This is a genomic window from Fictibacillus phosphorivorans (assembly GCF_001629705.1).
GTDB classification, from domain to species: Bacteria; Bacillota; Bacilli; order Bacillales; family Fictibacillaceae; genus Fictibacillus; species Fictibacillus phosphorivorans_A.
Genome location: NZ_CP015378.1, coordinates 2,937,810 through 2,960,649 on the forward strand (window position 1 = coordinate 2,937,810; position 22,840 = coordinate 2,960,649).

At 39.4% G+C, this 22,840-nt stretch carries 22 protein-coding genes, 2 tRNA genes and 1 riboswitch; of the genes, 1 reads left to right on the forward strand and 23 read right to left on the reverse strand.

The genetic code is table 11. The features are described from left to right. Positions 1–18: 18 nt before the first annotated feature. From ilvE to ABE65_RS15245, 16 genes are all read right to left on the reverse strand, one after another. Positions 19–921, reverse strand: a complete 903-nt coding sequence (gene ilvE, locus ABE65_RS15170) for a branched-chain-amino-acid transaminase (protein WP_066396629.1) — start codon at positions 919–921, stop codon at positions 19–21. A gap of 303 nt (positions 922–1,224) precedes the next feature. Continuing rightward, positions 1,225–1,301, reverse strand: a tRNA-Arg gene (locus ABE65_RS15175). A 188-nt stretch (positions 1,302–1,489) separates the two neighbouring features. Next, positions 1,490–1,563, reverse strand: a tRNA-Gly gene (locus ABE65_RS15180). Between the two features lie 81 nt (positions 1,564–1,644). Continuing rightward, positions 1,645–2,175: a metallophosphoesterase family protein gene (locus ABE65_RS15185; RefSeq protein ID WP_066396632.1), complete on the reverse strand. Its 531-nt coding sequence runs from the start codon at positions 2,173–2,175 to the stop codon at positions 1,645–1,647. After that, positions 2,160–2,768, reverse strand: coding sequence for an XTP/dITP diphosphatase (locus ABE65_RS15190; RefSeq protein WP_066396633.1), 609 nt, complete (start codon positions 2,766–2,768; stop codon positions 2,160–2,162). Before ABE65_RS15190 ends, ABE65_RS15185 begins: the two co-directional genes overlap by 16 nt. Before the next feature lie 357 nt (positions 2,769–3,125). Then, positions 3,126–4,163, reverse strand: a complete 1,038-nt coding sequence (locus ABE65_RS15195; protein WP_156499257.1) for a GerMN domain-containing protein — start codon at positions 4,161–4,163, stop codon at positions 3,126–3,128. Positions 4,164–4,333: 170 nt separating this feature from the next. Continuing rightward, complete coding sequence (gene racE, locus ABE65_RS15200) at positions 4,334–5,128, reverse strand: glutamate racemase (protein ID WP_066396639.1); 795 nt, start codon at positions 5,126–5,128, stop codon at positions 4,334–4,336. A 252-nt stretch (positions 5,129–5,380) separates the two neighbouring features. Beyond that, a complete protein-coding gene (gene ptsP, locus ABE65_RS15205; protein ID WP_066396641.1) occupies positions 5,381–7,093 on the reverse strand; it encodes a phosphoenolpyruvate--protein phosphotransferase in 1,713 nt (570 codons plus the stop codon). Further along, complete coding sequence (locus tag ABE65_RS15210) at positions 7,093–7,359, reverse strand: phosphocarrier protein HPr (RefSeq protein ID WP_066396644.1); 267 nt, start codon at positions 7,357–7,359, stop codon at positions 7,093–7,095. Before ABE65_RS15210 ends, ptsP begins: the two co-directional genes overlap by 1 nt. 13 nt (positions 7,360–7,372) lie before the next feature. Next, entirely contained in the window at positions 7,373–9,445 is a 2,073-nt protein-coding gene (gene ptsG / locus ABE65_RS15215; protein WP_066396647.1) for a glucose-specific PTS transporter subunit IIBC, read from the reverse strand. A gap of 202 nt (positions 9,446–9,647) precedes the next feature. Beyond that, positions 9,648–10,502, reverse strand: a complete 855-nt coding sequence (glcT, locus tag ABE65_RS15220) for a glucose PTS transporter transcription antiterminator GlcT (RefSeq protein ID WP_066396650.1) — start codon at positions 10,500–10,502, stop codon at positions 9,648–9,650. Positions 10,503–10,652: 150 nt separating this feature from the next. After that, on the reverse strand, positions 10,653–10,877 hold the full coding sequence (locus tag ABE65_RS15225) for a helix-turn-helix domain-containing protein (RefSeq protein WP_066243534.1): 225 nt from the start codon (positions 10,875–10,877) through the stop codon (positions 10,653–10,655). A gap of 155 nt (positions 10,878–11,032) precedes the next feature. Beyond that, positions 11,033–11,500, reverse strand: coding sequence for an acyl-CoA thioesterase (locus tag ABE65_RS15230; RefSeq protein WP_153237708.1), 468 nt, complete (start codon positions 11,498–11,500; stop codon positions 11,033–11,035). Between the two features lie 102 nt (positions 11,501–11,602). After that, a complete protein-coding gene (gene sdhB / locus ABE65_RS15235; RefSeq protein ID WP_066396653.1) occupies positions 11,603–12,358 on the reverse strand; it encodes a succinate dehydrogenase iron-sulfur subunit in 756 nt (251 codons plus the stop codon). A 2-nt stretch (positions 12,359–12,360) separates the two neighbouring features. Further along, positions 12,361–14,121, reverse strand: coding sequence for a succinate dehydrogenase flavoprotein subunit (gene sdhA / locus ABE65_RS15240; protein WP_066396656.1), 1,761 nt, complete (start codon positions 14,119–14,121; stop codon positions 12,361–12,363). A 15-nt stretch (positions 14,122–14,136) separates the two neighbouring features. After that, complete coding sequence (locus tag ABE65_RS15245; RefSeq protein ID WP_066396658.1) at positions 14,137–14,745, reverse strand: succinate dehydrogenase cytochrome b558 subunit; 609 nt, start codon at positions 14,743–14,745, stop codon at positions 14,137–14,139. Between the two features lie 303 nt (positions 14,746–15,048). On the opposite strand from ABE65_RS15245, the gene ABE65_RS15250 reads away from it, so the two are divergent. After that, entirely contained in the window at positions 15,049–15,495 is a 447-nt protein-coding gene (locus ABE65_RS15250; protein WP_066396667.1) for a YslB family protein, read from the forward strand. 33 nt (positions 15,496–15,528) lie between these two features. Here ABE65_RS15250 and ABE65_RS15255 read toward each other — a convergent pair whose 3' ends face one another. From ABE65_RS15255 to ABE65_RS15285, 7 genes are all read right to left on the reverse strand, one after another. Beyond that, the gene (locus tag ABE65_RS15255) at positions 15,529–16,767 is read right to left on the reverse strand and encodes an aspartate kinase (RefSeq protein ID WP_066396675.1); all 1,239 of its coding nucleotides are present in this window, start codon (positions 16,765–16,767) and stop codon (positions 15,529–15,531) included. Between the two features lie 193 nt (positions 16,768–16,960). Next, positions 16,961–17,149, reverse strand: a riboswitch (Lysine riboswitch). Positions 17,150–17,214: 65 nt separating this feature from the next. Further along, the gene (gene uvrC, locus ABE65_RS15260; RefSeq protein WP_231887907.1) at positions 17,215–18,966 is read right to left on the reverse strand and encodes an excinuclease ABC subunit UvrC; all 1,752 of its coding nucleotides are present in this window, start codon (positions 18,964–18,966) and stop codon (positions 17,215–17,217) included. A gap of 216 nt (positions 18,967–19,182) precedes the next feature. Then, the gene (gene trxA, locus ABE65_RS15265) at positions 19,183–19,494 is read right to left on the reverse strand and encodes a thioredoxin (RefSeq protein WP_066396676.1); all 312 of its coding nucleotides are present in this window, start codon (positions 19,492–19,494) and stop codon (positions 19,183–19,185) included. A gap of 114 nt (positions 19,495–19,608) precedes the next feature. Continuing rightward, a complete protein-coding gene (locus ABE65_RS15270; RefSeq protein ID WP_066396677.1) occupies positions 19,609–20,202 on the reverse strand; it encodes a histidine phosphatase family protein in 594 nt (197 codons plus the stop codon). Positions 20,203–20,274: 72 nt separating this feature from the next. Then, positions 20,275–21,246: an electron transfer flavoprotein subunit alpha/FixB family protein gene (locus tag ABE65_RS15275; RefSeq protein ID WP_066396682.1), complete on the reverse strand. Its 972-nt coding sequence runs from the start codon at positions 21,244–21,246 to the stop codon at positions 20,275–20,277. A 12-nt stretch (positions 21,247–21,258) separates the two neighbouring features. Next, the gene (locus tag ABE65_RS15280) at positions 21,259–22,029 is read right to left on the reverse strand and encodes an electron transfer flavoprotein subunit beta/FixA family protein (RefSeq protein WP_066396685.1); all 771 of its coding nucleotides are present in this window, start codon (positions 22,027–22,029) and stop codon (positions 21,259–21,261) included. A 14-nt stretch (positions 22,030–22,043) separates the two neighbouring features. Then, on the reverse strand, positions 22,044–22,817 hold the full coding sequence (locus ABE65_RS15285; protein WP_066400240.1) for an enoyl-CoA hydratase: 774 nt from the start codon (positions 22,815–22,817) through the stop codon (positions 22,044–22,046). Between the last annotated feature and the right edge of the window lie 23 nt (positions 22,818–22,840).

The window sequence follows — 22,840 nt, forward strand, 5'->3', positions numbered from 1 at the left end:
AACACTCCTATACTTCTTTTATCCAGCTTGAACGGCTTGGTTCGGATACACCTTAACTCCTTCTTCAACTACTTTTTCTCTGAAGGATTTTAAAAGTTTGTTCGTATGTTCACCTGGTGCGCCGTTTCCGATTACTCTTCCATCTACTTTTACTACCGCAATAACTTCAGCTGCAGTTCCAGTTAAGAATACTTCATCAGCTACATAAACATCATGTCTCGTGAACGGTTCTTCAACCATGTTGTATCCTTGTGCTCGTGCGATCTCAACAATTGCGTTACGAGTAATTCCTTCTAGAGCTCCCAAGTATCCTGGAGGCGTTTTAATGGTATTCCCTTTGATGATGAACACGTTATCAGCAGAACCTTCCGCCACATACCCTTGATCGTTCAGCATCAAGGCTTCACTTACTCCTGCAAGACTAGCCTCAATCTTAACTAAAATATTGTTCAGGTAGTTTAGCGATTTAACTTTAGGACTTAACACATCTGGGCGATTTCTTCTGCTTGCCACCGTTATGATTTCTAAACCTGTTTCATAAAGTTTTTTAGGAAATAGTGCAAGCTGTTCCGCAATGACAATAACTCCCGGTTGGCCGCATGTAAAAGGGTCCAATCCTAAATTTCCTTTTCCTCGTGAAATGACTAATCGAATATAAGCATCACGATATTTATTTTTCTGGAGCGTTTGAACGATGATGTCTGTTAGTTCTTCTTTAGTGTGTGGAATTGTCAGCATAATGGATTGAGCTGATTCGTATAAACGTTGAAGATGTTCGTCTAATCGATACACATTTCCGTTATAGACTCGAATACCTTCAAACACCCCATCTCCATATAAAAATCCATGATCGTAAACCGAGACTTTGGCGTCATCTTTCAATACGTGCTCTCCATTAACATAAACCCATTGCTCCTGCATCGTGATCCTCCTTTACGTGTCAATTTGAATTATTTGAATTTTTTAAAAATATTTTAATAATTGTTGACAATATTACGCCCATCTTATTAAAGAATCAACCACGAATTTTGTATTTTTTAATGAATTCTGACTTTTCAGTTATTTTGTACACGCTTTCATTCCCATGACCATAAGGTTTTGAAGCTTTAACGCGTCACATTGTAAACATTTTTAAAGCGCTTTCAAATAGAAATAAAAAAACACGCTTGATTTCCTTTAACAGAGGATATCAAGCGTGTCGAAAAGTTATTTTATGTAATAATATGGCGTCCCAGGAGAGATTCGAACTCCCGACCGTACGCTTAGAAGGCGTATGCTCTATCCGGCTGAGCTACTGGGACATATGTATTGGAGCCCCTTTCGCATAGCAATGGCGCTTTCCGCAATTACCATGCGCTGCGGGCACACAGTGATTTGTTCCACCCGTCGACTGTGGATACAAATATATTTTTTATCATGCATTTTAATTTAAGATCTGTTAACTTCAGATGTAACTTTTCATGGACCATTTGAACGTGAGAAAAACAAATGGAGCGGGTGATGAGAATCGAACTCACGACCAGAGCTTGGAAGGCTCTTGTTTTACCACTAAACTACACCCGCAGACAATTTAGACCTTGTCGCGACGACATAACTAAATATACATGATATCTAAATTATAGTCAACCCATTTTCTCAACTTTTTTATTTTTTTACTGTTTTTTTCTCGAAAGTCCTACTTAACTGATCGATACGCTTACCATCCAGCGAATAAAAACTAACTGAAATACTTCTATCTTCAATTTCTAATATTGCATAAGTCTTATCAAACGAACCTCTAGGCAGCCTTATGCTTCCTGGATTGATGAAGATCATTCCCTCACGTTCAAAAGCTTCAGCTACATGTGAATGCCCAAAACATGCAATGGTTGCCCCCGTTTCCTCTGCCCTGTATGCGAGTGAAAGATAAGACATCTTCACATCATATAGATGACCATGTGTTATAAATATACACGTATCTCCCAACAACTCAATGGCTTCATTGGGAAAATCATCGCCCAAATAATCCATATTGCCTTTAACTGTTACAAAACCAGACATCTCTTTCGATGATGTCGAAAGTTCTGAATCGCCACAATGTATCATTAGATCTACATCGTCTTGATAGCGTCTCTTCAATGTTTCTAACTCATCTGTTAAACCATGACTATCGCTAACAATTAAGGCTTTTCCCATAAGAGATCCTCCTCATTGATCAGTTTTTTTAGTTTTTCCAAAGCTATTGCTCTATGACTAATTTTATTTTTTTCTTCTTTCGCTAACTCTGCCATCGAACGATTTAATTGAGGAAGAAAGAAGATCGGGTCATACCCAAAACCTTCGGACCCCCGTTTTTCTCTTAAAATCTGACCTTTACATTCTCCCTTTACAACCAGCGTTTCTTTTTGAGGTCTCGCAAAAGCTAAAGCACACACGAACTGAGCATCTCTATTGTTATCTTCAACATCTTGAAGTTCTTCTAGTACTTTTTTCATGTTATCTTCATCACTTTTATGTATTCCTGCATACCTAGCTGAATAAACACCAGGTCTTCCTTCTAAGGCATTGATTTCTAATCCAGAGTCATCAGCAATAACGGGAATATTCATCTGGTTAGAGATGGTTTCAGCCTTTAAAATGGCGTTCTCTTCAAATGTAACGCCTGTTTCTTCAACATCAGGACTTCCTTCAATATAGTTTAAAGAGAGGATCTCAACTCCAAGGTTTTCAAACATCGATTGGAATTCTTTTGCTTTACCTTTATTTTTTGTTGCAACTAAAATTTTCATGTGGTTTATTCCTCCGTGATAAAAGTAGATCTTTACTTAGTGAAAATCATGAGAATTCATCTTATAGATATGGATTAAATAAAAAGGCTGTTTTCGTAAACTGTGTTGCTCTTGGAAGTGTTGATTTCCGTTACAGGCCGCTCGCTTTCCACGGGGCAGGCGGTGAGCCACATTCGAATGTTTCATATTTAAGTGTCTCACCTGCCCGCCTGTCCCGTAGGAGTCTCGCACCTTCCACTCCAATCAACAGTCAAAGAAGTAAATACAATAAGATTTAAAAGCAACAATCCTTTAGAAAAGAGCCAATAAAAAAGAGACGAATATTCGCCTCTTTACTGTATCACAACCTATTTGATTTTAAAATTCACCTGTATTTACTTCTTTAGGTCTTGAAACCGGGGCTGTAAGTTCTTTCCCCTTTTCATTGAATATCTTAGACTTTCCATCCACTTTTATCGCTACTTTTTTCACTTCAGAAAGTTCTGTAAGAGAAAGTACAATGGAATTTAACACTTCATCTGCAATCATGCTTTCTTCTTTGTTATCTAGCAGAGCTCCGTTAAAATTAAGCGTAACAACACCATCTTTGACGACAGGTGTACTTAACAATTTCACATCTGTTCTAAAGTCTGTTAAAAGGCTGCTTTCTGCAGAAGGCCCATCAATTAGGTGCTCAATCGTTGCAGTAACCTTATCTGTTCCTTCTTTTGCAACTCGTCGTGTTACAGGTACATAATACGTTTGATCCTGTGTCTGTGCCAAGAAATAGAGGGTTACAAGTTCACTATTTGTAATATCTGCGACACTGCCATTTTCAAGATTTATACCGTCCACTCGGCTCACACCATCGCCCACAGGTGTATTGTTAACAGGCATTGAATTCTGGTTCTTTCCTGCGATCTGAATTTTAACCTTCTTTATGTTATCAAACTGAGTAAGTGTAAAAGTAATAGCTTGTAAGATCTTCATTTCATCTGCTGCGTTATACTCCGTAAATTCTTTCGAAAAGTTTGCTGTAGCTGTCCCCTTTTTAATATTTACCGACAACACTTCTGTATCTGCCGGCAGAACAGCTTGAAAACCGTTAGGAAGCATATTGCTTACAGGACCATCCTTAACTAGGTACTGAAGTACTTGTTTGGCTGTTTCATCGTTCTTTGGAAGAGCAAGAACTTGCGGAACAACCATGCCGTTGCTGTCGAATAAAAACAGCTGACGTTTATTCGTTTGTTCTGCACTCGCTGCTTTATCCTTCTTATCAAGCGACTGACCCTCTTTCACATAATTCACTTTAGGGGGATCAAGCTCATTTCCTGCTTTCTCTCCCCATAGTCCGCAACCTGATACCAGCAATGAAGCTGATAATATAATAAGCGGTGCACCTGACTTCATCATTTTGCGCATACTTTCCCTCCTCAAGTGGTTTGTACTATTATGTATACGAGCTATCTTCTTCCGATAGACCACTTGTACAAAAAATAAAAAGAGCAGAATCCTAAATGGACTCTACTCTTTTCACTCCAATATTCTCTTCAAGAGGTTATCAAAATCTAGTGCTCTGGAAATCACAACTGAATGCATTCTACTTTTTCAATCTTACGGTCTAGCCAGTGGTTAGCAATTTGCAGGAAATGATTGCTCTCTGCTGTAGCTAAAAATCGATGAACGGGTTTAGCGTCTGCTGTATTTAAAAGTCCGCTATGATCGAGGATGACAGAAACCTCACGCGCAGTTTCTGCACCAGAACAGATCAACGTGATGTGTTCTCCCATCACTTGCTGAATAATCGGTCTTAATAGCGGATAATGAGTACATCCCAGAATTAACGTATCGATTGATACATCCTTTAACGGATATAAGGTTTCTGAAACGGCACTCAATGTCTCTTCACCTGATAACTTTCCTTGTTCAACAAGTGGAACGAACAACGGGCATGCTAAACTTTCAACGATTACATCGTTACGAATCTGCGTTAGCGCCTGTTTATAAGCACCACTATTGATTGTTCCGACTGTCCCGATTACACCAACGTGATTATTTTTCGTCGCTTTTAAAGCTGAACGGGCACCTGGATGGATAACCCCTAAGACCGGAATGTCTAACTTTCTCTTCGCTTCTTCTAATACTGCTGCAGTGGCCGTATTACAAGCTATAACAAGCATCTTAATTTTTTGTTCTAAAAGATAGTCAATCATTTCCCATGTATAAGTCCTAACCTCTTCAAATGGCCTCGGACCATACGGACACCTTTTCGTGTCACCTAAGTAAATAATTTCTTCTTTCGGTAGCTGCTTCATGATCTCTCTTGCTACCGTTAAACCTCCCACTCCTGAATCAATGACTCCAATGGGTCTATTCAAAAAACATCGCCTCATCTCTATATACATACTGGCGTTAAATCACTGTTTTCTATTCTGCTAATATTTTTATGAAATTGCAATACCATTCGTTAATGTAATGTTTTAGGGTTTGTGAGCTGCATGAGGCTCACCGCACGCCCCATGGAATGCGAGCAACCTGGAGCGGAAATCAATCACTCCCGTGTCCAAACATATTAACTCAACATCTATAGAAAAAGACTATGGAAATTTCCCCATAGTCTTTTTTCTACTTTAGAAATTTTCTTCTGCAAACTTCACAACGTCTTCCATTGTTTCCATTTGTAGAATTTCATCCATGTGTGCACTAATCTTTTCTTTAGACAGACCTAGGATCTGACTACGAGCAGGCAGTACAGATGTAGCACTCATCGAAAATTCATCGAGGCCAAGGCCAAGAAGGATTGGAATAGCGATCGGATCGCCTGCCATCTCTCCACACATACCAGCCCACTTGCCTTCTTTATGAGCTGCATCGATAACCATTTTTACTAATCTTAAGATCGCTGGATTGTATGGCTGATACAAGTAAGAAACTTGTTCGTTCATACGATCTGCAGCCATCGTATATTGAATCAAATCGTTAGTTCCGATGCTAAAGAAGTCAACTTCTTTCGCAAAAGTATCTGCCATTACAGCAGTTGATGGGATCTCAACCATGATCCCTACTTCAATGGATTCAGAAACTTCAATGCCTTCTGATACGAGCTTTTCTTTTTCTTCTAATAAGATCCCTTTAGCAGCACGGAATTCTCCAAGTGTAGCAATCATCGGGAACATGATCTTCAAGTTCCCAAATTGGCTAGCACGAAGAAGTGCTCTAAGTTGAGTACGGAAAATTTCTTGCTCTTCTAAGCAAAGACGAATCGCACGGAATCCTAAGAAAGGATTTAACTCTTTTGGAAGATTTAAATAAGGAAGTTCCTTGTCTCCACCTATATCAAGTGTACGGATAACAACCGGTTTGCCTTCCATCTTTTGAAGCACTTCACTATATGCCTTGAACTGCTCTTCTTCAGTAGGAAGTTGGTCTCGTCCCATGTAAAGGAATTCTGTGCGGTATAAACCGACGCCTTCTGCACCGTTTTCTAAAACACCTTTTACGTCAGCTGGTGTTCCAATATTAGCCGCAAGCTCAACTTGAACAGAATCGCTTGAGAATGTTTTTTCATTCACTAGCTTTGCCCATTCAGCTTTTTGCTTTTGATATTGTTTTTGTTTCTCTTCATACGTTGCTATTTCATCTTCAGTCGGATTCACGATTACATGTCCATCTAAACCGTCGATGATCACCATTACGCCGTTCTCAACGTTTTCAGTAATGGTTTTAGTTCCTACTACTGCAGGAATTTCCATTGAACGAGACATGATTGCTGAGTGAGAAGTTCTCCCACCAATGTCTGTAGCAAATCCTTTAACAAAATTACGGTTTAATTGAGCCGTGTCAGAAGGAGTTAAATCTTCAGCTAGGATGACAACCTCTTCAGTGATGCTTGCAGGTGTTGTAAACGTCACATTTAACAAATGTGCTAACACGCGTTTTGAAACGTCACGAATATCTGCAGCACGCTCTTTCATATATTCGTTATCCATCGATTCAAACATATTGATGAACATAGATGAAACATCGTCCATTGCCGCTTCTGCATTTACTTTTTCATTCTCGATCTTTTGTTTTACAGCATCAACTAGTTCTGGATCGCTCAAAACAAGAAGATGGGCAGCAAAAATCGCTGCCTTATCTTCGCCTAACTCTTTGTTCGCTTTTTCTTTAATAACAGAAAGTTCCTCTTTCGAAACCTTTAGCGCTGCTTCAAAACGCTCGATCTCACTCGCTGAATCGGAGATCGATTTTCTTTCGATCGTTAATTCAGGGTTTTGAAGAACAAACGCTTTTGCGATTGCGATGCCGGCTGATGCTGCAATACCTGAAATTTTTTCAGACATTACTCACCAAGCCCTTCCTTTTTCATTACATTTTCTAATGCTGCGATTGCTTCATCTGCATCTGAACCTTCTGCTTTGATCACGATTGAAGATCCTTGTTGGATTCCAAGACTCATTACGCCCATGATTGATTTTAAGTTAACGCTTTTTCCGTTGTAGTCAAGTGTAATATCTGAGCTGAACTGACCTGCTTGGTTAACTAAAGTTGTTGCTGGACGTGCGTGAATTCCTGATTCGCTAGTTACTTTAAATGTTTTTTCTGCCATGATAATTACCCCTTTATTTTTTGAATGTAATAATATTTTCTTCCTCTATAGCCACAGTTCCTGTTTTTTCGACGGAAACTGTTTCATCCGATAGATTCGTGAAAACAATCGGTGTGATTACGGATGGTGCATTTTCTTTAACAAAGTTCAGATCAACCTTTAAAATCTTCTGGCCGATCTTAACTCTGTCGCCTTCAGAAACAAAGCTCTCAAAACCTTCACCTTTAAGTTTCACTGTATCGATACCAAAGTGAATGAGAATTTCTTTACCTGAATCTGACTCAATACCGATGGCATGTTTTGTCGGGAAGATATTCATTATCTTACCATTAACAGGTGAAACCACCAAACCTTCTGCTGGTTCGATCGCAAATCCATCACCCATCATTTTTCCTGAGAAAACTTGGTCAGGAACTTCTGTGATCGGAAGTATTTTCCCTTTAATCGGAGAAACAAAACGATCATCATCTGTAGAAATTGATGAAGTTGGTGTAGCACCTTCAATGTTTGTTTCCACAACTTTTCCTTGTTCAGGTGTTTTCTCTGCATTCTTCGGTTTAGCTACAGTCTTACCACTGATAATATCTTGAATTTCACTCTTGATCGTATCTGATCGAGTTCCAAAGATTGCTTGAATGTTATTACCCATTTCAAGAACGCCGGATGCTCCGAGTTTTTTCAATCGATCCTTGTCTACTTCCTTTGGATCATTTACAGATACTCTTAATCGAGTGATACAAGCGTCAAGGTTAGAGATATTGGACTCTCCGCCTAATCCCTCTAAAATATTCGCTGCTAATGAATCTTTATTGGACGGTCCAACATTTGTTTCAACTTCATCATCCACAATTTCTCGTCCTGGTGTCTTAAGGTTCCATTTACGAATCGCAAAACGGAATCCAAAGTAATAGATCACTGCAAATACAAGACCTACAGGAATGACAAGCCACCAATCAGTACGATTAGGAAGCACCCCGAACAATAAGTAGTCGATTACACCACCAGAGAAAGTCATACCTATTTTAACATTTAACAAGTGCATAACCATAAAAGAAAGTCCTGCGAAAATAGCATGAATTCCAAATAATACTGGAGCAACAAATAAGAATGTGAACTCAAGTGGTTCTGTAATTCCCGTTAAGAATGAAGTTAACGCAGCAGAACCCATGATACCCGCAACGATTTTCTTTTGTTCAGGTCGCGCTTCATGATACATCGCTAATGCTGCAGCAGGAAGTCCAAACATCATGAACGGGAACTTACCAGTCATAAAAGTACCTGCTGTTAGTTCAACGTTATCTTTTAATTGTGCAAAGAAGATTGCTTGGTCACCACGAACAAGTCCTTCTGCTGCAGATTTATAAGAGCCGAACTCAAACCAGAACGGCGAGTAGAAAATGTGATGTAGTCCAAAAGGAATCAATGAACGTTCGATCACACCAAAGATAAACGCTGCGACCGTCAAGTTCGAATTAATCATGCTTTCAGAGAACGTATTAAGTCCATGCTGAACAGGTGGCCAGATGAACGTCATTACAATACCTAATGCTAGAGCAGATACTGCTGTAACGATTGGCACAAAACGTTTACCAGCAAAGAATCCTAAGTATTGAGGAAGTTCAATGTTATAGAACCTCTTATAGAGATAGGAGGCTAAAATACCGACGATGATACCGCCAAACACTCCCGTTTGAAGTGTTGGAATTCCTAGTACGTTCGCAAAAGAAGGATCTTTTCCGATCATATCAGGAGTTACACCTTCAATAACGCTCATGGTTACATTCATAATCAAGTAACCGATAATAGCAGCTAATCCTGCTACACCTTCACCGCCTGCTAGTCCTACCGCAACACCTACGGCAAACAGTAACGATAAGTTAGCAAAAACAATGTCTCCCGATTTCTCCATTACGTCTGCAACAAGTTGGAACCATGCTGCATCCAATGCAGGTATTCTTTCAATCAACGCTGGGTTTTTAAACGCATTACCAAAGGCAAGCAACAGACCTGCAGCTGGTAAGATCGCAACCGGCAACATAAGTGCTTTACCTACGCGTTGAAGAACACCAAATAGTTTTTTCCACATAGGAAGTCCTCCTTTTAAATATGATAACCCTTCCATTTACTTTCGCATGCATCAAACAAAAAAAAGACATAAATAAGAAACATGAGCAAATTCCTAATCAGAATTAATATATCCTAATTAAGCATCTACTACACTTTTGTTTCTTACTTATGCCTGATCGAATCAGTAACACGTAAAAACGAGTTGTTCTATATTCTTTTTATCATTTGTCGTCATTGTCATAACGCGAAAGCCTTTGCAAATGCATGGTTAAATATACTGCCTCTGCATGTGGCACGGGTTTTTGTAAGGTATTTTGCATAACCTTAATCAACTTCCACGCCAAATTGTAGCATAAAGGATATTCTTCTTTCAACACATTTGCTAACTTTTCTTGTTCTTCCATAATATCACCCATAGAAACACGTTCGATGGCATGTCTTAAGTGTCGCACAAGACGTAAATAATTAATGCTTTTCGTATCAAATGAAAGTTCAAATGAATCTTGTATCATCTGCATTAACGTGTTGATAAGTTCTGAGTGCTTCTTAATATCGGTTACACTTTTATTCGTTATAGCACTGTGAATATGCAGTGCCACAAAACCGATCTCACCCTCAGGAAGATGAATACCTAGGGATTTATTGATGATTTCGATCGCCTCTTCAGCGACTGTATATTCTTTTGGATATAACGTTTGCGTTTCAGTTAAAAATGGATTTTTGATGTCCATTCTCTGTTCAAGACGTTTGATTGCAAAAGTAATATGGTCGGTTAACGCGACATGGATATGCTCGTTTAATTCATTCTTAAAACGAGTCCGTATATGAACAATGACATCATTGATCAATTCTACAATCTTTTCATCTATTGAATTTAGTAGCGTTTTGTATTGTTCTTGTTCGTTTTCATCTCTCAACACAAATAACTTATCTACTTGCTTAGGAAAAATCTCTTCACCTTGTTTCTTTCCAAATCCAATTCCTTTTCCTATAACAATTCTTTCCTCACCGGAAGAATTAATCGCGACAACTACATTATTATTCAAAACTTTTTTTACTTGCAGGCTTTTGTTCATGAAATTTTTCACCTTTTTTCATTTAGGTCCATAAACCACTAACATCATAGCTTACATCATAGCGGAAAACGGTGAGAAAAATCAATTACACTTTTTGCCTGATACATAACCAAACTGAAAACGGCTTTCACAATGAAAGCCGCTTTCTGACTAAATCTCGAGTTCTCCAAGCCTCAATAACTCTACAACGGCTTGAGAGCGTCCTTTAACCCCAAGCTTTTGCATGGTATTTGAAATATGGTTACGAACTGTTTTCTCACTAATAAATAATTGTTCCGCAATTTCTTTTGTGGTCTTATCTTGAACTAATAGTTCGAAAACTTCTCTCTCTCTTTTTGTAAGTAGAGGCTTCGGTCGGTAGTGTTTATCTTTCAATGAATTCACCCCTCCTTGCTAGGGTTTAGGAACCGCCAACGAATATTGGAAGTATTTAGTCAACATATAGTATGTAAGGAGTCAGATGGGAGTGACTTGGTTCATTTAAAAAGTATGAAGAATATTACAGATATACATGAAAAAAAAGCCCATTTTTATACATGGGCTTCTTTAGAAAAACTTTTTAATTGCTTCTTTAGCTCATCACTCCACTTAACAGGTCGGCCATTCTTTCTAGAAATCTGGACGATCGCACCTCTTCCTGTAAATACAGGATTCTGCTTCTCATTAATCCCTAAGTAATGGATATCAATCGAAGACGAGCCTACTTCATTTATCTTCACATATACTCTTAATCTTTCATCGTACATAATCTGTGCTAAATAATCACATTGCAGGTCTGCAACGACCGGAATCTCTATTGAATCAGGAGCCCCCCAGTCATTCATTAAACCCAATTCTTTAAACATGGCGATTCGTGATTCTTCCATATAAGTAAAGATATTCGTATTATTCACATGGCCGAATCCGTCGATCTCACCAAAGCGTACTTGTAACTCATGAAAAAAAGAAAAGTCCTTTTTCCACTCATCCATATTTGATATGTAGTCTTGTCTAGCCAATTTCTTTACCGCCTCTCTTATACAGATATTTAATGAATCGCTATTCAGTTATTTGGTTTTAAAAAAAGCTTCTCCCTGATGAGAGAAGCTCTGTATGGTACTTTAACGATCACTGCCAAAGAAATTTTTAAAAGCTTGGAAGCTTGTATCACGATTAAGTGCAGCGATTGAAGTTGTTAAGGGAATTCCTTTCGGACAAGACTGAACACAGTTTTGCGAGTTACCGCACTCTGCAAGCCCTCCGTCATCCATGATCGCGTTTAAACGTTCTTCTTTGTTCATTTCACCAGTTGGGTGAGCATTAAATAGACGAACTTGTGATAAAGGTGCAGGTCCAATAAAGTCTGAATTTGTATTCACGTTCGGACATGCTTCTAAACATACACCACAAGTCATACATTTTGAAAGTTCATATGCCCATTGACGCTTTGTCTCAGGCATACGAGGACCTGGTCCAAGATCATAAGTACCATCGATTGGAATCCAAGCTTTAACTCGTTTAAGTGCATCAAACATTCTACTTCTATCGATCGCCAAATCACGGACAACCGGGAATGTTTTCATTGGTTCAAGTCGAATCGGCTGTTCCAATTGATCAACAAGAGCCGTACAAGATTGTCTCGGCTTACCGTTGATTACCATCGAACATGCTCCACAAACTTCTTCTAAACAACCCATCTCCCAAGTAACGGGAGTCGTAGCTTCCCCTTTAGCGTTAACAGGATTTCTACGAATTTCCATAAGAGCAGATATTACGTTCATATTCGGACGATGCGGAATCTCAAACTCTTCTAAATATGGGGCAGTTTCTGGGTTGTCCTGTCTTGAGATGATGAATTTCACCATTTTTGTGCTCATGCTTACACCCCTGCCTTCTTCTTAGAATAGTCACGTTTACGTGGCTGGATAAGCGAAACATCTACTTCTTCATACTCAAATTCTGGTCCGTTTGTTGTTGGATTAAATTTCGCTTTTGTTGTTTTTAACCATTGTTCATCATTACGTTCAGGGAAGTCTGGTTTGTAATGTGCTCCACGGCTTTCATCACGGTTAAGTGCTCCTAGCGTAATTACACGAGCCAGTTGAAGCATGTGCCATAGTTGACGCGTAAATGATGCACCTTGATTGCTCCACTTGGATGTATCGTTAATATTGATGTTTTTGTAACGCTGCATCAATTCTTGGATCTTTTCATCCGTTTGTTTCAATTTATCGTTGTATCTTACAACCGTTACATTATCTGTCATCCATTCTCCAAGCTCTTTATGGATTACATAAGCATTTTCAGTTCCATCCATTGATAGAATATTGTTGTATACTTCTTGATCCTTTTTCACTTGGTTATCAAACACAGTAGAAGGTACATCCTCAACTGTTTTTTCTAATCCTCTAATATATCGAACAGCTGACGGGCCAGCTTCCATACCACCGAAAATAGCTGAAAGCAGCGAGTTCGCTCCTAATCTATTAGCACCATGATATTGATACTCACACTCACCAGCTGCAAAGAGACCAGGAATGTTCGTCATCTGATCATAATCAACCCACATTCCACCCATAGAATAGTGAACCGCAGGGAAGATCTTCATTGGAACTTTACGAGGGTCATCACCCATGAACTTCTCATAGATCTCGATGATTCCACCAAGCTTGATATCAAGTTCTTTAGGATCTTTGTGTGAAAGATCAAGGTATACCATGTTCTCACCATTGATTCCTAGCTTCAGATCCACACACACATGGAATATTTCACGTGTAGCGATATCACGAGGAACAAGGTTTCCGTATGCTGGATACTTCTCTTCAAGGAAGTACCAAGGTTTTCCGTCTTTATATGTCCAAACACGTCCGCCTTCACCACGTGCTGATTCACTCATCAATCGAAGCTTGTCATCTCCAGGGATAGCAGTCGGGTGAATCTGAATAAACTCACCGTTCGCATAATATACCCCTTGCTGATAAAGAGCTGAAGCGGCTCCACCTGTGTTAATTACAGAGTTCGTAGATTTACCGAAAATGATTCCAGGTCCACCCGTCGCCATAATAACTGCATCAGCAGGGAAACTTACGATCTCCATCGTTTTCAAGTTTTGAGCAGTAATCCCTCGGCATTGACCTTCGTCATCAATAATGGCAGATAAGAATTCCCAGCCTTCATATTTCGTTACAAGGCCTGCTACCTCGTGGCGACGAACTTGCTCATCTAGTGCATACAATAATTGCTGACCTGTTGTGGCACCAGCAAATGCAGTACGGTGATGCTGAGTTCCTCCGAAACGACGGAAGTCAAGTAATCCTTCAGGTGTTCTGTTAAACATTACACCCATACGGTCCATTAGATGAATGATTCCTGGTGCCGCGTCACACATTGCTTTTACAGGAGGTTGGTTCGCTAAGAAGTCCCCACCGTATACAGAGTCATCAAAGTGCTCCCACGGTGAATCTCCTTCACCTTTCGTATTTACAGCACCGTTTATACCACCTTGAGCACAAACAGAATGCGAACGTTTTACTGGAACAACTGAAAAGAGGTCAACGTTAACACCAGCTTCAGCTGCTTTGATTGTAGCCATCAAACCGGCGAGACCTCCGCCAACAACAATTATTTTCTGATTACTCAATTTGTCTCACCCCTTTTAAATGAATGCAAAGATTGTTCTTACGCTAACAATTGCAAGTGCAACAAATACACCCATTGTTACGTATGTTGATATTTTCTGTGAACGAGGCGAAACTGTAAGGCCCCAGCTGACAAAGAACGACCATAATCCGTTTGCAAAATGGAATACTGCTGATAAAACACCTACAAGATAGAAGGCAACCATGAATGGAGAACTTAAGATGTCTGCCATCATATCAAAGTTCACTTCTTGCCCAAAAGCAGCCTGTACACGTGTTTCCCACACATGCCAAGCAATAAAAATTAATGTAATTACGCCTGTTACACGCTGAACGAGGAACATCATGTTGCGGAAGTAGCCATAGCGGGTAACATTATTTTTTGCTTGAAACGTAATGTAAAGTCCATATACGGCATGAAACAAAATTGGTAAGTAGATCACAAACGTTTCTAGGAAAATACGAAAAGGTAAACTTTCCATAAAATGAGCCGCTTTGTTAAATGCTTCAGCATCCCTCGTTGCAAAATGGTTTACAACTAAATGCTGCACGAGAAAGATCCCGATCGGAATTACTCCTAATAATGAATGAATTCTTCTGTTAATAAAATCTCTACTGCCAGCCATTCTCTTGCCCCCTTCAAATTTAGCCTCTCTCTGGCTGCTAATCTTTGTTCCTCTCCACATGTAAGCGTTTTAAGTTTCCTCTTTTAGAGGATGAGTGTTAAACAATTAGCTTAATTAACTAGCAACATGTCCATTTTACTCCCATCGTTTGACACCGTCAAGAAAACGCTAACAACTAAATGCGTAAATTTTCTTGATACACCAACGCTTTTGGACGTTCAAGATTTTCGACAAATACTGATAGTTGCTATAGAGTTTAAACCGCTTTCCCGTTATAATAAAATTAGAAAGAAGGGATGCAGAATGTTTAAACAAAAGACAAAGGATGAAAACACCCCTGTAGAACAGCTTTCTGTTTCAGCTTTTGGGTATGAGATCCTTCGAAGCGACTTATTGCCTGAACTTCTTGGCAAACAAGAACGAAATATTCTCTATTGGGCAGGAAGACACTTAGCTAGAAAATATCCTTTACATACGATGGAAGAAGTTCACGCTTTTTTTGTTGAAGCTGGCTGGGGTACTCTTGAAATGATCGAAGCTTCAAAAACAGAGATGAATTTCTCTTTAAACTCTCAACTGATCATGAAACGCATGGAAAACTTCAATCATCAAACATTCAGCCTAGAAGCAGGCTTCCTCGCTGAACAAGTTCAGCTACAAAAAAAATGTACGACAGAAGCTTTAGAATCTACAAAACGAAACAAAGTTTTTATCACTGTTCAATGGGACAAAAAAGATACGATTGAATAACAAAAGCCGGCGGATTGCCGGCTTTTTCAATGTTTACGTGTTCTGAACTGGAACACGAGCATCTAACTCAAACACATCATGCAGCGTTTCAATCGATTTGATCATATCCTCTTGTTTCACAACAGTTGATACCTTAATCTCGGAAGTACTTACCATCTTGATCATGATCTCTTGGTCTGACAGAGCTTTAAACATTTTAGCGGCGACGCCAGGATTTGAGATCATGCCTGAACCAACGATTGATACCTTTGCCAATCCCTGTTCATAACTGATCGATTCAAAACCTAATTGTGCTTGATGTGCTGCAAGCACTTCTTGTGTAGCAGACAATGAGTTCGATTCGATCGAAAATGAAATATTTGTTTTCTCTTCATTTAATACATTTTGAATGATGATGTCTACATTGATACCATTAGAAGCCAAAATCGTAAACAGTTCGGCTAAAGCATGAATTTCATTAGGTACTGAAGAAACCGTAATTTTTGTTATGTTTCCTTCAAATGCAAGACCTCTAACCATTAAATTTTGTTCCATCGATACTTCCTCCTCTACTAATGTTCCACGTTCTTCGCTCATGCTTGATCTTACTTCTAATGTAATATTATAGTTTTTAGCAAACTCAACCGCTCTTGGATGTAAAACACCTGCACCAAGGTTCGCCATCTCTAACATCTCATCATATGAGATCGAAGGTAGTTTTCTAGCTGAATTCACTACACGAGGATCTGTCGTATAGACACCTGTCACATCGGTGTAAATGTCACATCGGTCTGCTTTTAATGCTGCCGCTAGTGCAACAGCTGTTGTATCTGATCCACCTCTGCCAAGAGTTGCAATATCTTTGGTTTCAGGAATAAGACCTTGAAAACCTGCAACAACCACGATATGGCCATCTTTTAATAAATCTGAGATTCGCTTTGAATCAATGTCTAGTATTCTTGCATTTGAAAAGGCATCTTCCGTTTGAATACCTGCTTGCCATCCTGTTAATGATTGAGCTTTATATCCCTCTTGATGCAACGCCATCGTCAATAGAGCGATCGTAATTTGCTCTCCTGTCGTAAGAAGCATATCCATCTCCCGTTTAGAAGGGTTCCCACTGATCTCTGTTGCGAGTTTGACAAGTTCATCCGTTGTTTTACCCATCGCTGAAACCACAACCACGACTTCATTTCCTGCATCCACTTCATGGATGATTCGTTTTGCAACATTTTGTATACGCTCAACAGATCCAACACTAGTTCCGCCAAATTTTTGAACGATTCTTCCCATCTACTCCAAATCCTTTCTCGTTGTAAGATTCTATCTCTTTTAATTAGAAGACATTTTTGACGTGAAAGAGACCACGCCACTTAGTTTGCACGTATACTATTCGGCCGTTAACTGAAAAGTAAATACAAAAAAGCAACAATAAGGAAAAACCCTATTGTTGCTATAATCCGTAGCAAGCCAAGTTTGTTCCCCCTCGTGAGATAGTCCTCCACACAAATCCTGGGGGGACTTGTGTGACAGCTCTGTATTTATTCAATACAGGTCCAGCATAAAAGGCTAGAAGCCCTTTTACACTTCGGCAAGAATCCCCTTTCCGCCATCATCACTAGAGCTTCTTCTCTTCAGATGGGTTACTATTGGTTCCTGCTCCTCTACCATCACTTCATACGAAGCATGGCATATTTATAAAGTTGGATTCATTTTAACAAAGTTACTCAATGGCTGCAACTACTCATTTGACAAAAATGCTTTTTCAATAAGCTCGGCTACTGGTTTAGGTACACCTGCTGCTTGAATCTCATCAACAGAAGCTTCTTTTAATTTCTTTAACGATCCAAAATGGCGAAGAAGCATCTTTTTACGTTTGTCACCGATGCCCGCAATGCTGTCTAATGTTGATTCAAACATACTTTTAGAACGAACTTTTCGGTGGAAAGAGATTGCAAACCTATGAACTTCATCTTGAATTCGTTGCAACAGATAGAACTCCTGACTGTTTCGAGCCAGGTGTATTATCTCTGGAGGATCACCGATCCATAGCTGTGACGTTCTATGTTTTTCATCTTTGGACAAACCTGCCACTGGAATAAATAAGTTAAGCTCGTTTTCTAAAACATCTTGAGCTGCTGATATCTGGCCTTTTCCCCCATCGATCAAAATGAGACTAGGAAGCTCCCCTTCTTCTCTTAACACTCTCGTATATCTTCGGCGAACAACTTCTTTCATAGAAGCATAATCATCTGGTCCTTCTACAGATTTGATCTTGTATTTTCGATAATCCTTTTTATAAGGTTTACCATCAACAAAAACAACCATCGCAGAAACAGGATCTGTTCCATGTATATTTGAGTTGTCGAACGCTTCGATACGATAAGGAGCAGCGATCCCAATTCTCTCTCCAAGGTTCTCAACGGCTTTAATCGTTCTCGCTTCATCTTGCTCGATTAGGGCAAATTTTTCGTGAAGAGCTAAGGACGCGTTCTTAGTAGCTAACTCTACTAGCTCTTTCTTTTGTCCTTTTTTTGGTTGCAATACTTTCACTTGAAGAAGTTCCGATACTAGATTAGCATCCACTTCCTGAGGAAGCAGAATCTCTTTAGGCAAAAGGTGATTCTTCTGCAGATAGAACTGGCCAATAAAGGTTAGCAAGTCCTCATTCGCTTCTCCATAAAAAGGAAAGACAGAAATATCTCGAGCGATCACTTTCCCTTGTCTGATGAAGAAGACTTGTACACACATCCATCCTTTATCGAAATGGTAGCCAAACACGTCTCTATCGACTAAATCTGCCGTCATCATCTTTTGCTTTTCCATAACAGCTTCAATATGCTGTATCTGATCTCTAAGCTCTTTTGCACGTTCAAAGTTCAATGCTTCAGACGCCTCTAGCATCTTTTCCGATAACTCATTTTTAACGTCTTGATAACCACCGTTCAGAAATTTTACGATACCGTCAACCATCTTCTTGTTTTCCTGTTCGGATACGTCATATACGCAAGGTCCTAAACATTGCCCAATATGATAATACAGACACACACGTTTAGGCATCGTGTCACACTTTCGAAGAGGAAAGATACGATCTAACAGTTTTTTCGTTTCTTGGGCAGCATAAGCGTTCACGAAAGGACCGAAATATTTTCCACCGTCTTTTTTAATCTTCCGTATATACAGAAGTCTTGGCTGCTTTTCAGCAGTGATCTTTAAATATGGATAGCTCTTATCATCTTTAAGCATAACGTTATAACGAGGGTCGTGCTTTTTTATTAAATTCATCTCAAGGACCAGTGCTTCCATCTCGGTAGAAGTTACGATGTATTCAAAATCTCTGATCTCACTTACAAGTCTTTGTGTTTTGCCATCATGTGTCCCAGAAAAATAAGACTTTACACGGTTCTTTAACACTTTTGCTTTTCCAACATAAATCACTTTTCCGAACTCATTCTTCATGAGATAGCAGCCCGGTTGATCGGGAAGCAACATTAATTTTTGTTTTACAGAAATAGAGGTCAATTTCTTCCCCCCTTCACTCTCAGCAGTCTTTTCTACTATCATATCATGTATCAATGTATTCATAATACTATCGTGAACTGTATCCCACATATTTTCATTTATCGACAATATTTCCTAGAAAATATTGATTGGTTTGTAAAAACTCATAAAAAAAAAGCCCGAATACAGGGCTTTTTTAAACATAACTTATTTATGTTTGTTTAATAGTTCAACTAAAGCTTCTTTCGGTTGGAAACCAACAACTTGATCAACCACTTGACCATCTTTAAATACAAGTAGAGTTGGGATACTCATAACACCGTATTTACCAGCTGTTTCTTGGTTTTCATCTACATCAAGTTTAACAACTTTTACTTCTTCCATCTCTTGATCTACTTCTTCAAGAACAGGAGCGATCATTTTACAAGGTCCGCACCATGGTGCCCAAAAATCAGCAAGTACTAAACCTTCGTTCGTTTCTGTATTAAATGTTTGATCTGATGCATTAACAATAGCCATTTATTTGGCCCTCCTTTTAAATATCAAAGTGTAAACAAAGTATATCCCACAAATGTTACAGTTGCTAATAGTTTGCTCAAGTTTATGGTACCCAAGTTTTCAAATCAACAAACGTTATTTCGTAGCACTCGTTTCAAGATGTTTCTGACAGTTAAATAATTCACAAGACCAATCGTTTTCTGCTTTTAGGTTAAAGACCGAGAATGACGTATTATTTAGACCATACCAGCGATCCGTATCGTCCTGTAGAAGCTCTTTAAAAATCCTTACCAGTAAAGCACCGTGACTAACGATCAAAACTTTTTCATCCCTATGCTTTTGAATGATGTCTTGTAACGCTGCTTTCCATCGAAGATCTGCTTCCTCATTTGTTTCCCTGCCTAAGTCGAGCTCCATCCAATTTTCTCCCCAGCGCTCAACTCGTTCGACCTCCGTGGTACCTTCTGTTTCTCCAAAAGAAATCTCGCGAAGTCTTTCATCAGCTATCACGTTCAACCCTGTTATCCCACTGATCGCTTCAGCTGTTTTATAAGCTCTAAGTAGTGGACTGGCATATATAGCATCCCATCTCTCATCAGAAAATCTTTTTGCTAGACGTTCCGCTTGATCCTTTCCGTTGTCGTTGAGCGGAATATCCTTACATCCTTGAGCTCTTTTTTCAGTATTCCAATCCGTTTCACCGTGACGAATGAATGCAATCGTAGTCATCGTACACCTTCCTTTTTCTGAAATTGAAAAAAACGTCCAGAAAAACGGACGTTTTCATGCATTTGTGTTCTATTATACTAACACTTTTTTAAACTCTTCTGTTAATAATGGAACGACTTCAAACAGGTCACCAACGATTCCATAGTCTGCTACCGAGAAGATGCTAGCTTCTGGATCTTTGTTGATCGCCACGATTACTTTAGAATTAGACATTCCAGCTAGATGCTGAATGGCTCCAGAAATCCCACAAGCGATATAAAGATCAGGCGTTACAACTTTACCCGTTTGACCGATCTGCAATGAATAATCACAATAATCGGCATCACATGCACCACGAGAGGCTCCTACAGCTGCACCAAGTACATCTGCAAGTTCTTGAAGAGGTTTGAAGCCATCTTCTGATTTTACGCCTCGACCGCCGGCAACGATAATCTTTGCTTCTGCTAGATCTACGCCAGTAGATGCTTTACGGACCACTTCTTTAACAATCGTTCTTAAGTCTTTAATATCAACAGAAACTGATGTTACATCACCAGAACGAGATTCATCCTTCTCTAATGGTGCGATGTTGTTAGGACGAATCGTAACGAACACTAAACCATCTGAGATTAGTTTCTTTTCAAAAGCTTTTCCTGAATAGACAGGGCGAGTAAACACTGTGTTCTCACCAGCTTGTTCAAGTCCTGTAACATCTGAAATCAGTCCAGATTCTAGACGAGCTGCAAGTCTTGGAGAAAGGTCTTTTCCTAATGATGTGTGTCCGAAAACGATAGCTTCAGGACTTTCATCATCGATGATCTGCTTTAATGTTTGAAAATATCCATCTGGTGTATAGTTTGCTAGTTTTTCATTTTCCGCTGTGAGTACACGATCAGCTCCATAATGGATCAATTCAGTTGCTAACGACTGAACAGAGTCACCACATAATACGGCGAACACTTCTCCGCCTCCAGAGATTTCTTTTGCTGCTGCAATTGCTTCAAATGAAACATTACGTAACGCACCGTCACGGGATTCTGCAAGTACTAAAACTTTTTTTGCCATGATGACTCCTCCTTATATTACCTTCGCTTCGTTTCTTAACAGAGATACAAGTTCTTTTACTTGGTCTGGAGTTTCACCTGATAGGATTTTTCCAGCTTCCTTCTTAGGCGGAAGATATACTTCTACTGTTTTTGTTTTTGCTTCAACGTCATCTTCATCAATATCAAGATCATCTAACTCCAACGTTTCAAGAGGCTTCTTCTTTGCTTTCATGATTCCTGGTAACGAAGGATAACGAGGCTCATTTAACCCCTGTTGTGCTGTAACCAATAACGGAAGTGATGTTTCAATCTTCTCAAGATCTCCTTCTACATCACGTTCGATGTTTACAGTTGTCCCGTTTATTTCAATCTTTGTAATTGTTGTTACATGCGGAATATCTAGTAACTCTGCTAGACGCGGCCCAACTTGACCAGTGCCGTTATCAATTGCAACGTTTCCGCCTAAAATGATGTCGTATTCTTTGTCTTTAAAGTAAGCTGCCAAAACAGATGAAGTCGTGAATTGATCTTGGCTGTCCAAATCTTCATTCGAGATAAGAACCGCTTGATCTGCTCCCATAGCCAGTGCTGTACGAAGCTCTTTTTCAGAATCTTCATCTCCAACTGTGACCACCGTAACAGTACCACCGTGTGCATCTTTTAATGTGATCGCTTCTTCAATCGCATATTCGTCATATGGATTAATAATGAATTCTGCACTGTCTTCAGAGATCTTGTTGTTTGAAACAGAAATTTTTTCCTCTGTATCAAAAGTACGTTTTAAAATAACAAAAATGTTCATCGTTACCCTCCTAGTTATCGGTCCTGAAATTCAGGCTTTCTTTTTTCAATAAATGCTGAGATTCCTTCTTGCCCATCAAAACTTTTAAAAGCTTTCCCAAACAATTCTTGCTCTTTTTCTGCACCTTTTTCATAAAGGCCATTTCTCGCATAATGCAATAACTCTAGCGTGTACTTTACGGAAACAGCACTTTTCATGGCGAACTCTCCAGCCATTTTGTAAGCCTTTTCAAAAAGTTCTTCTACTGGATAAGAGTTGTTCGCTAAACCAAACGTGACAGCATCTTTCCCTGAAATCGGCTTACTCGAAAGGAGCATCTCACATGCTTTAGGTACACCTACAAGCTGTGGTAACCTTTGAGTTCCTGCAAATCCCGGAACCAGTCCTAGTGTGAGCTCGGGTAGACCTAGTTTTGCATCATCGGCCACAAGTCTTATGTGGCAACTCATCGCAAGTTCAAGACCACCACCAAGCGCTGCACCATGAATCGCAGCGATTACGGGTTTTGAAAATTGTTCAATTCGGTTAAAAACATCTTGTCCTTTTTTCCCAAGCTCCGCAAAACCTTTTTCATCAGGAACTTCTGTAAACTCTTTGATATCAGCTCCTGCTGAAAAAAAGCGTCCTTCTCCCAACATAACAATTGCTTTAACAGAGTTATCATTTTCAATCTGATCGAGTGCTTTGTCGATTTCTTCAATAACTCCAGTTGATAAAGCATTGGCTGGCGCACGGTTAAGTTTAATTGTTGCCACTTTATTTTGTTTTTCGATTTGTAAGAATTCCAACTTCATATTCCCTCCTTTTTTGA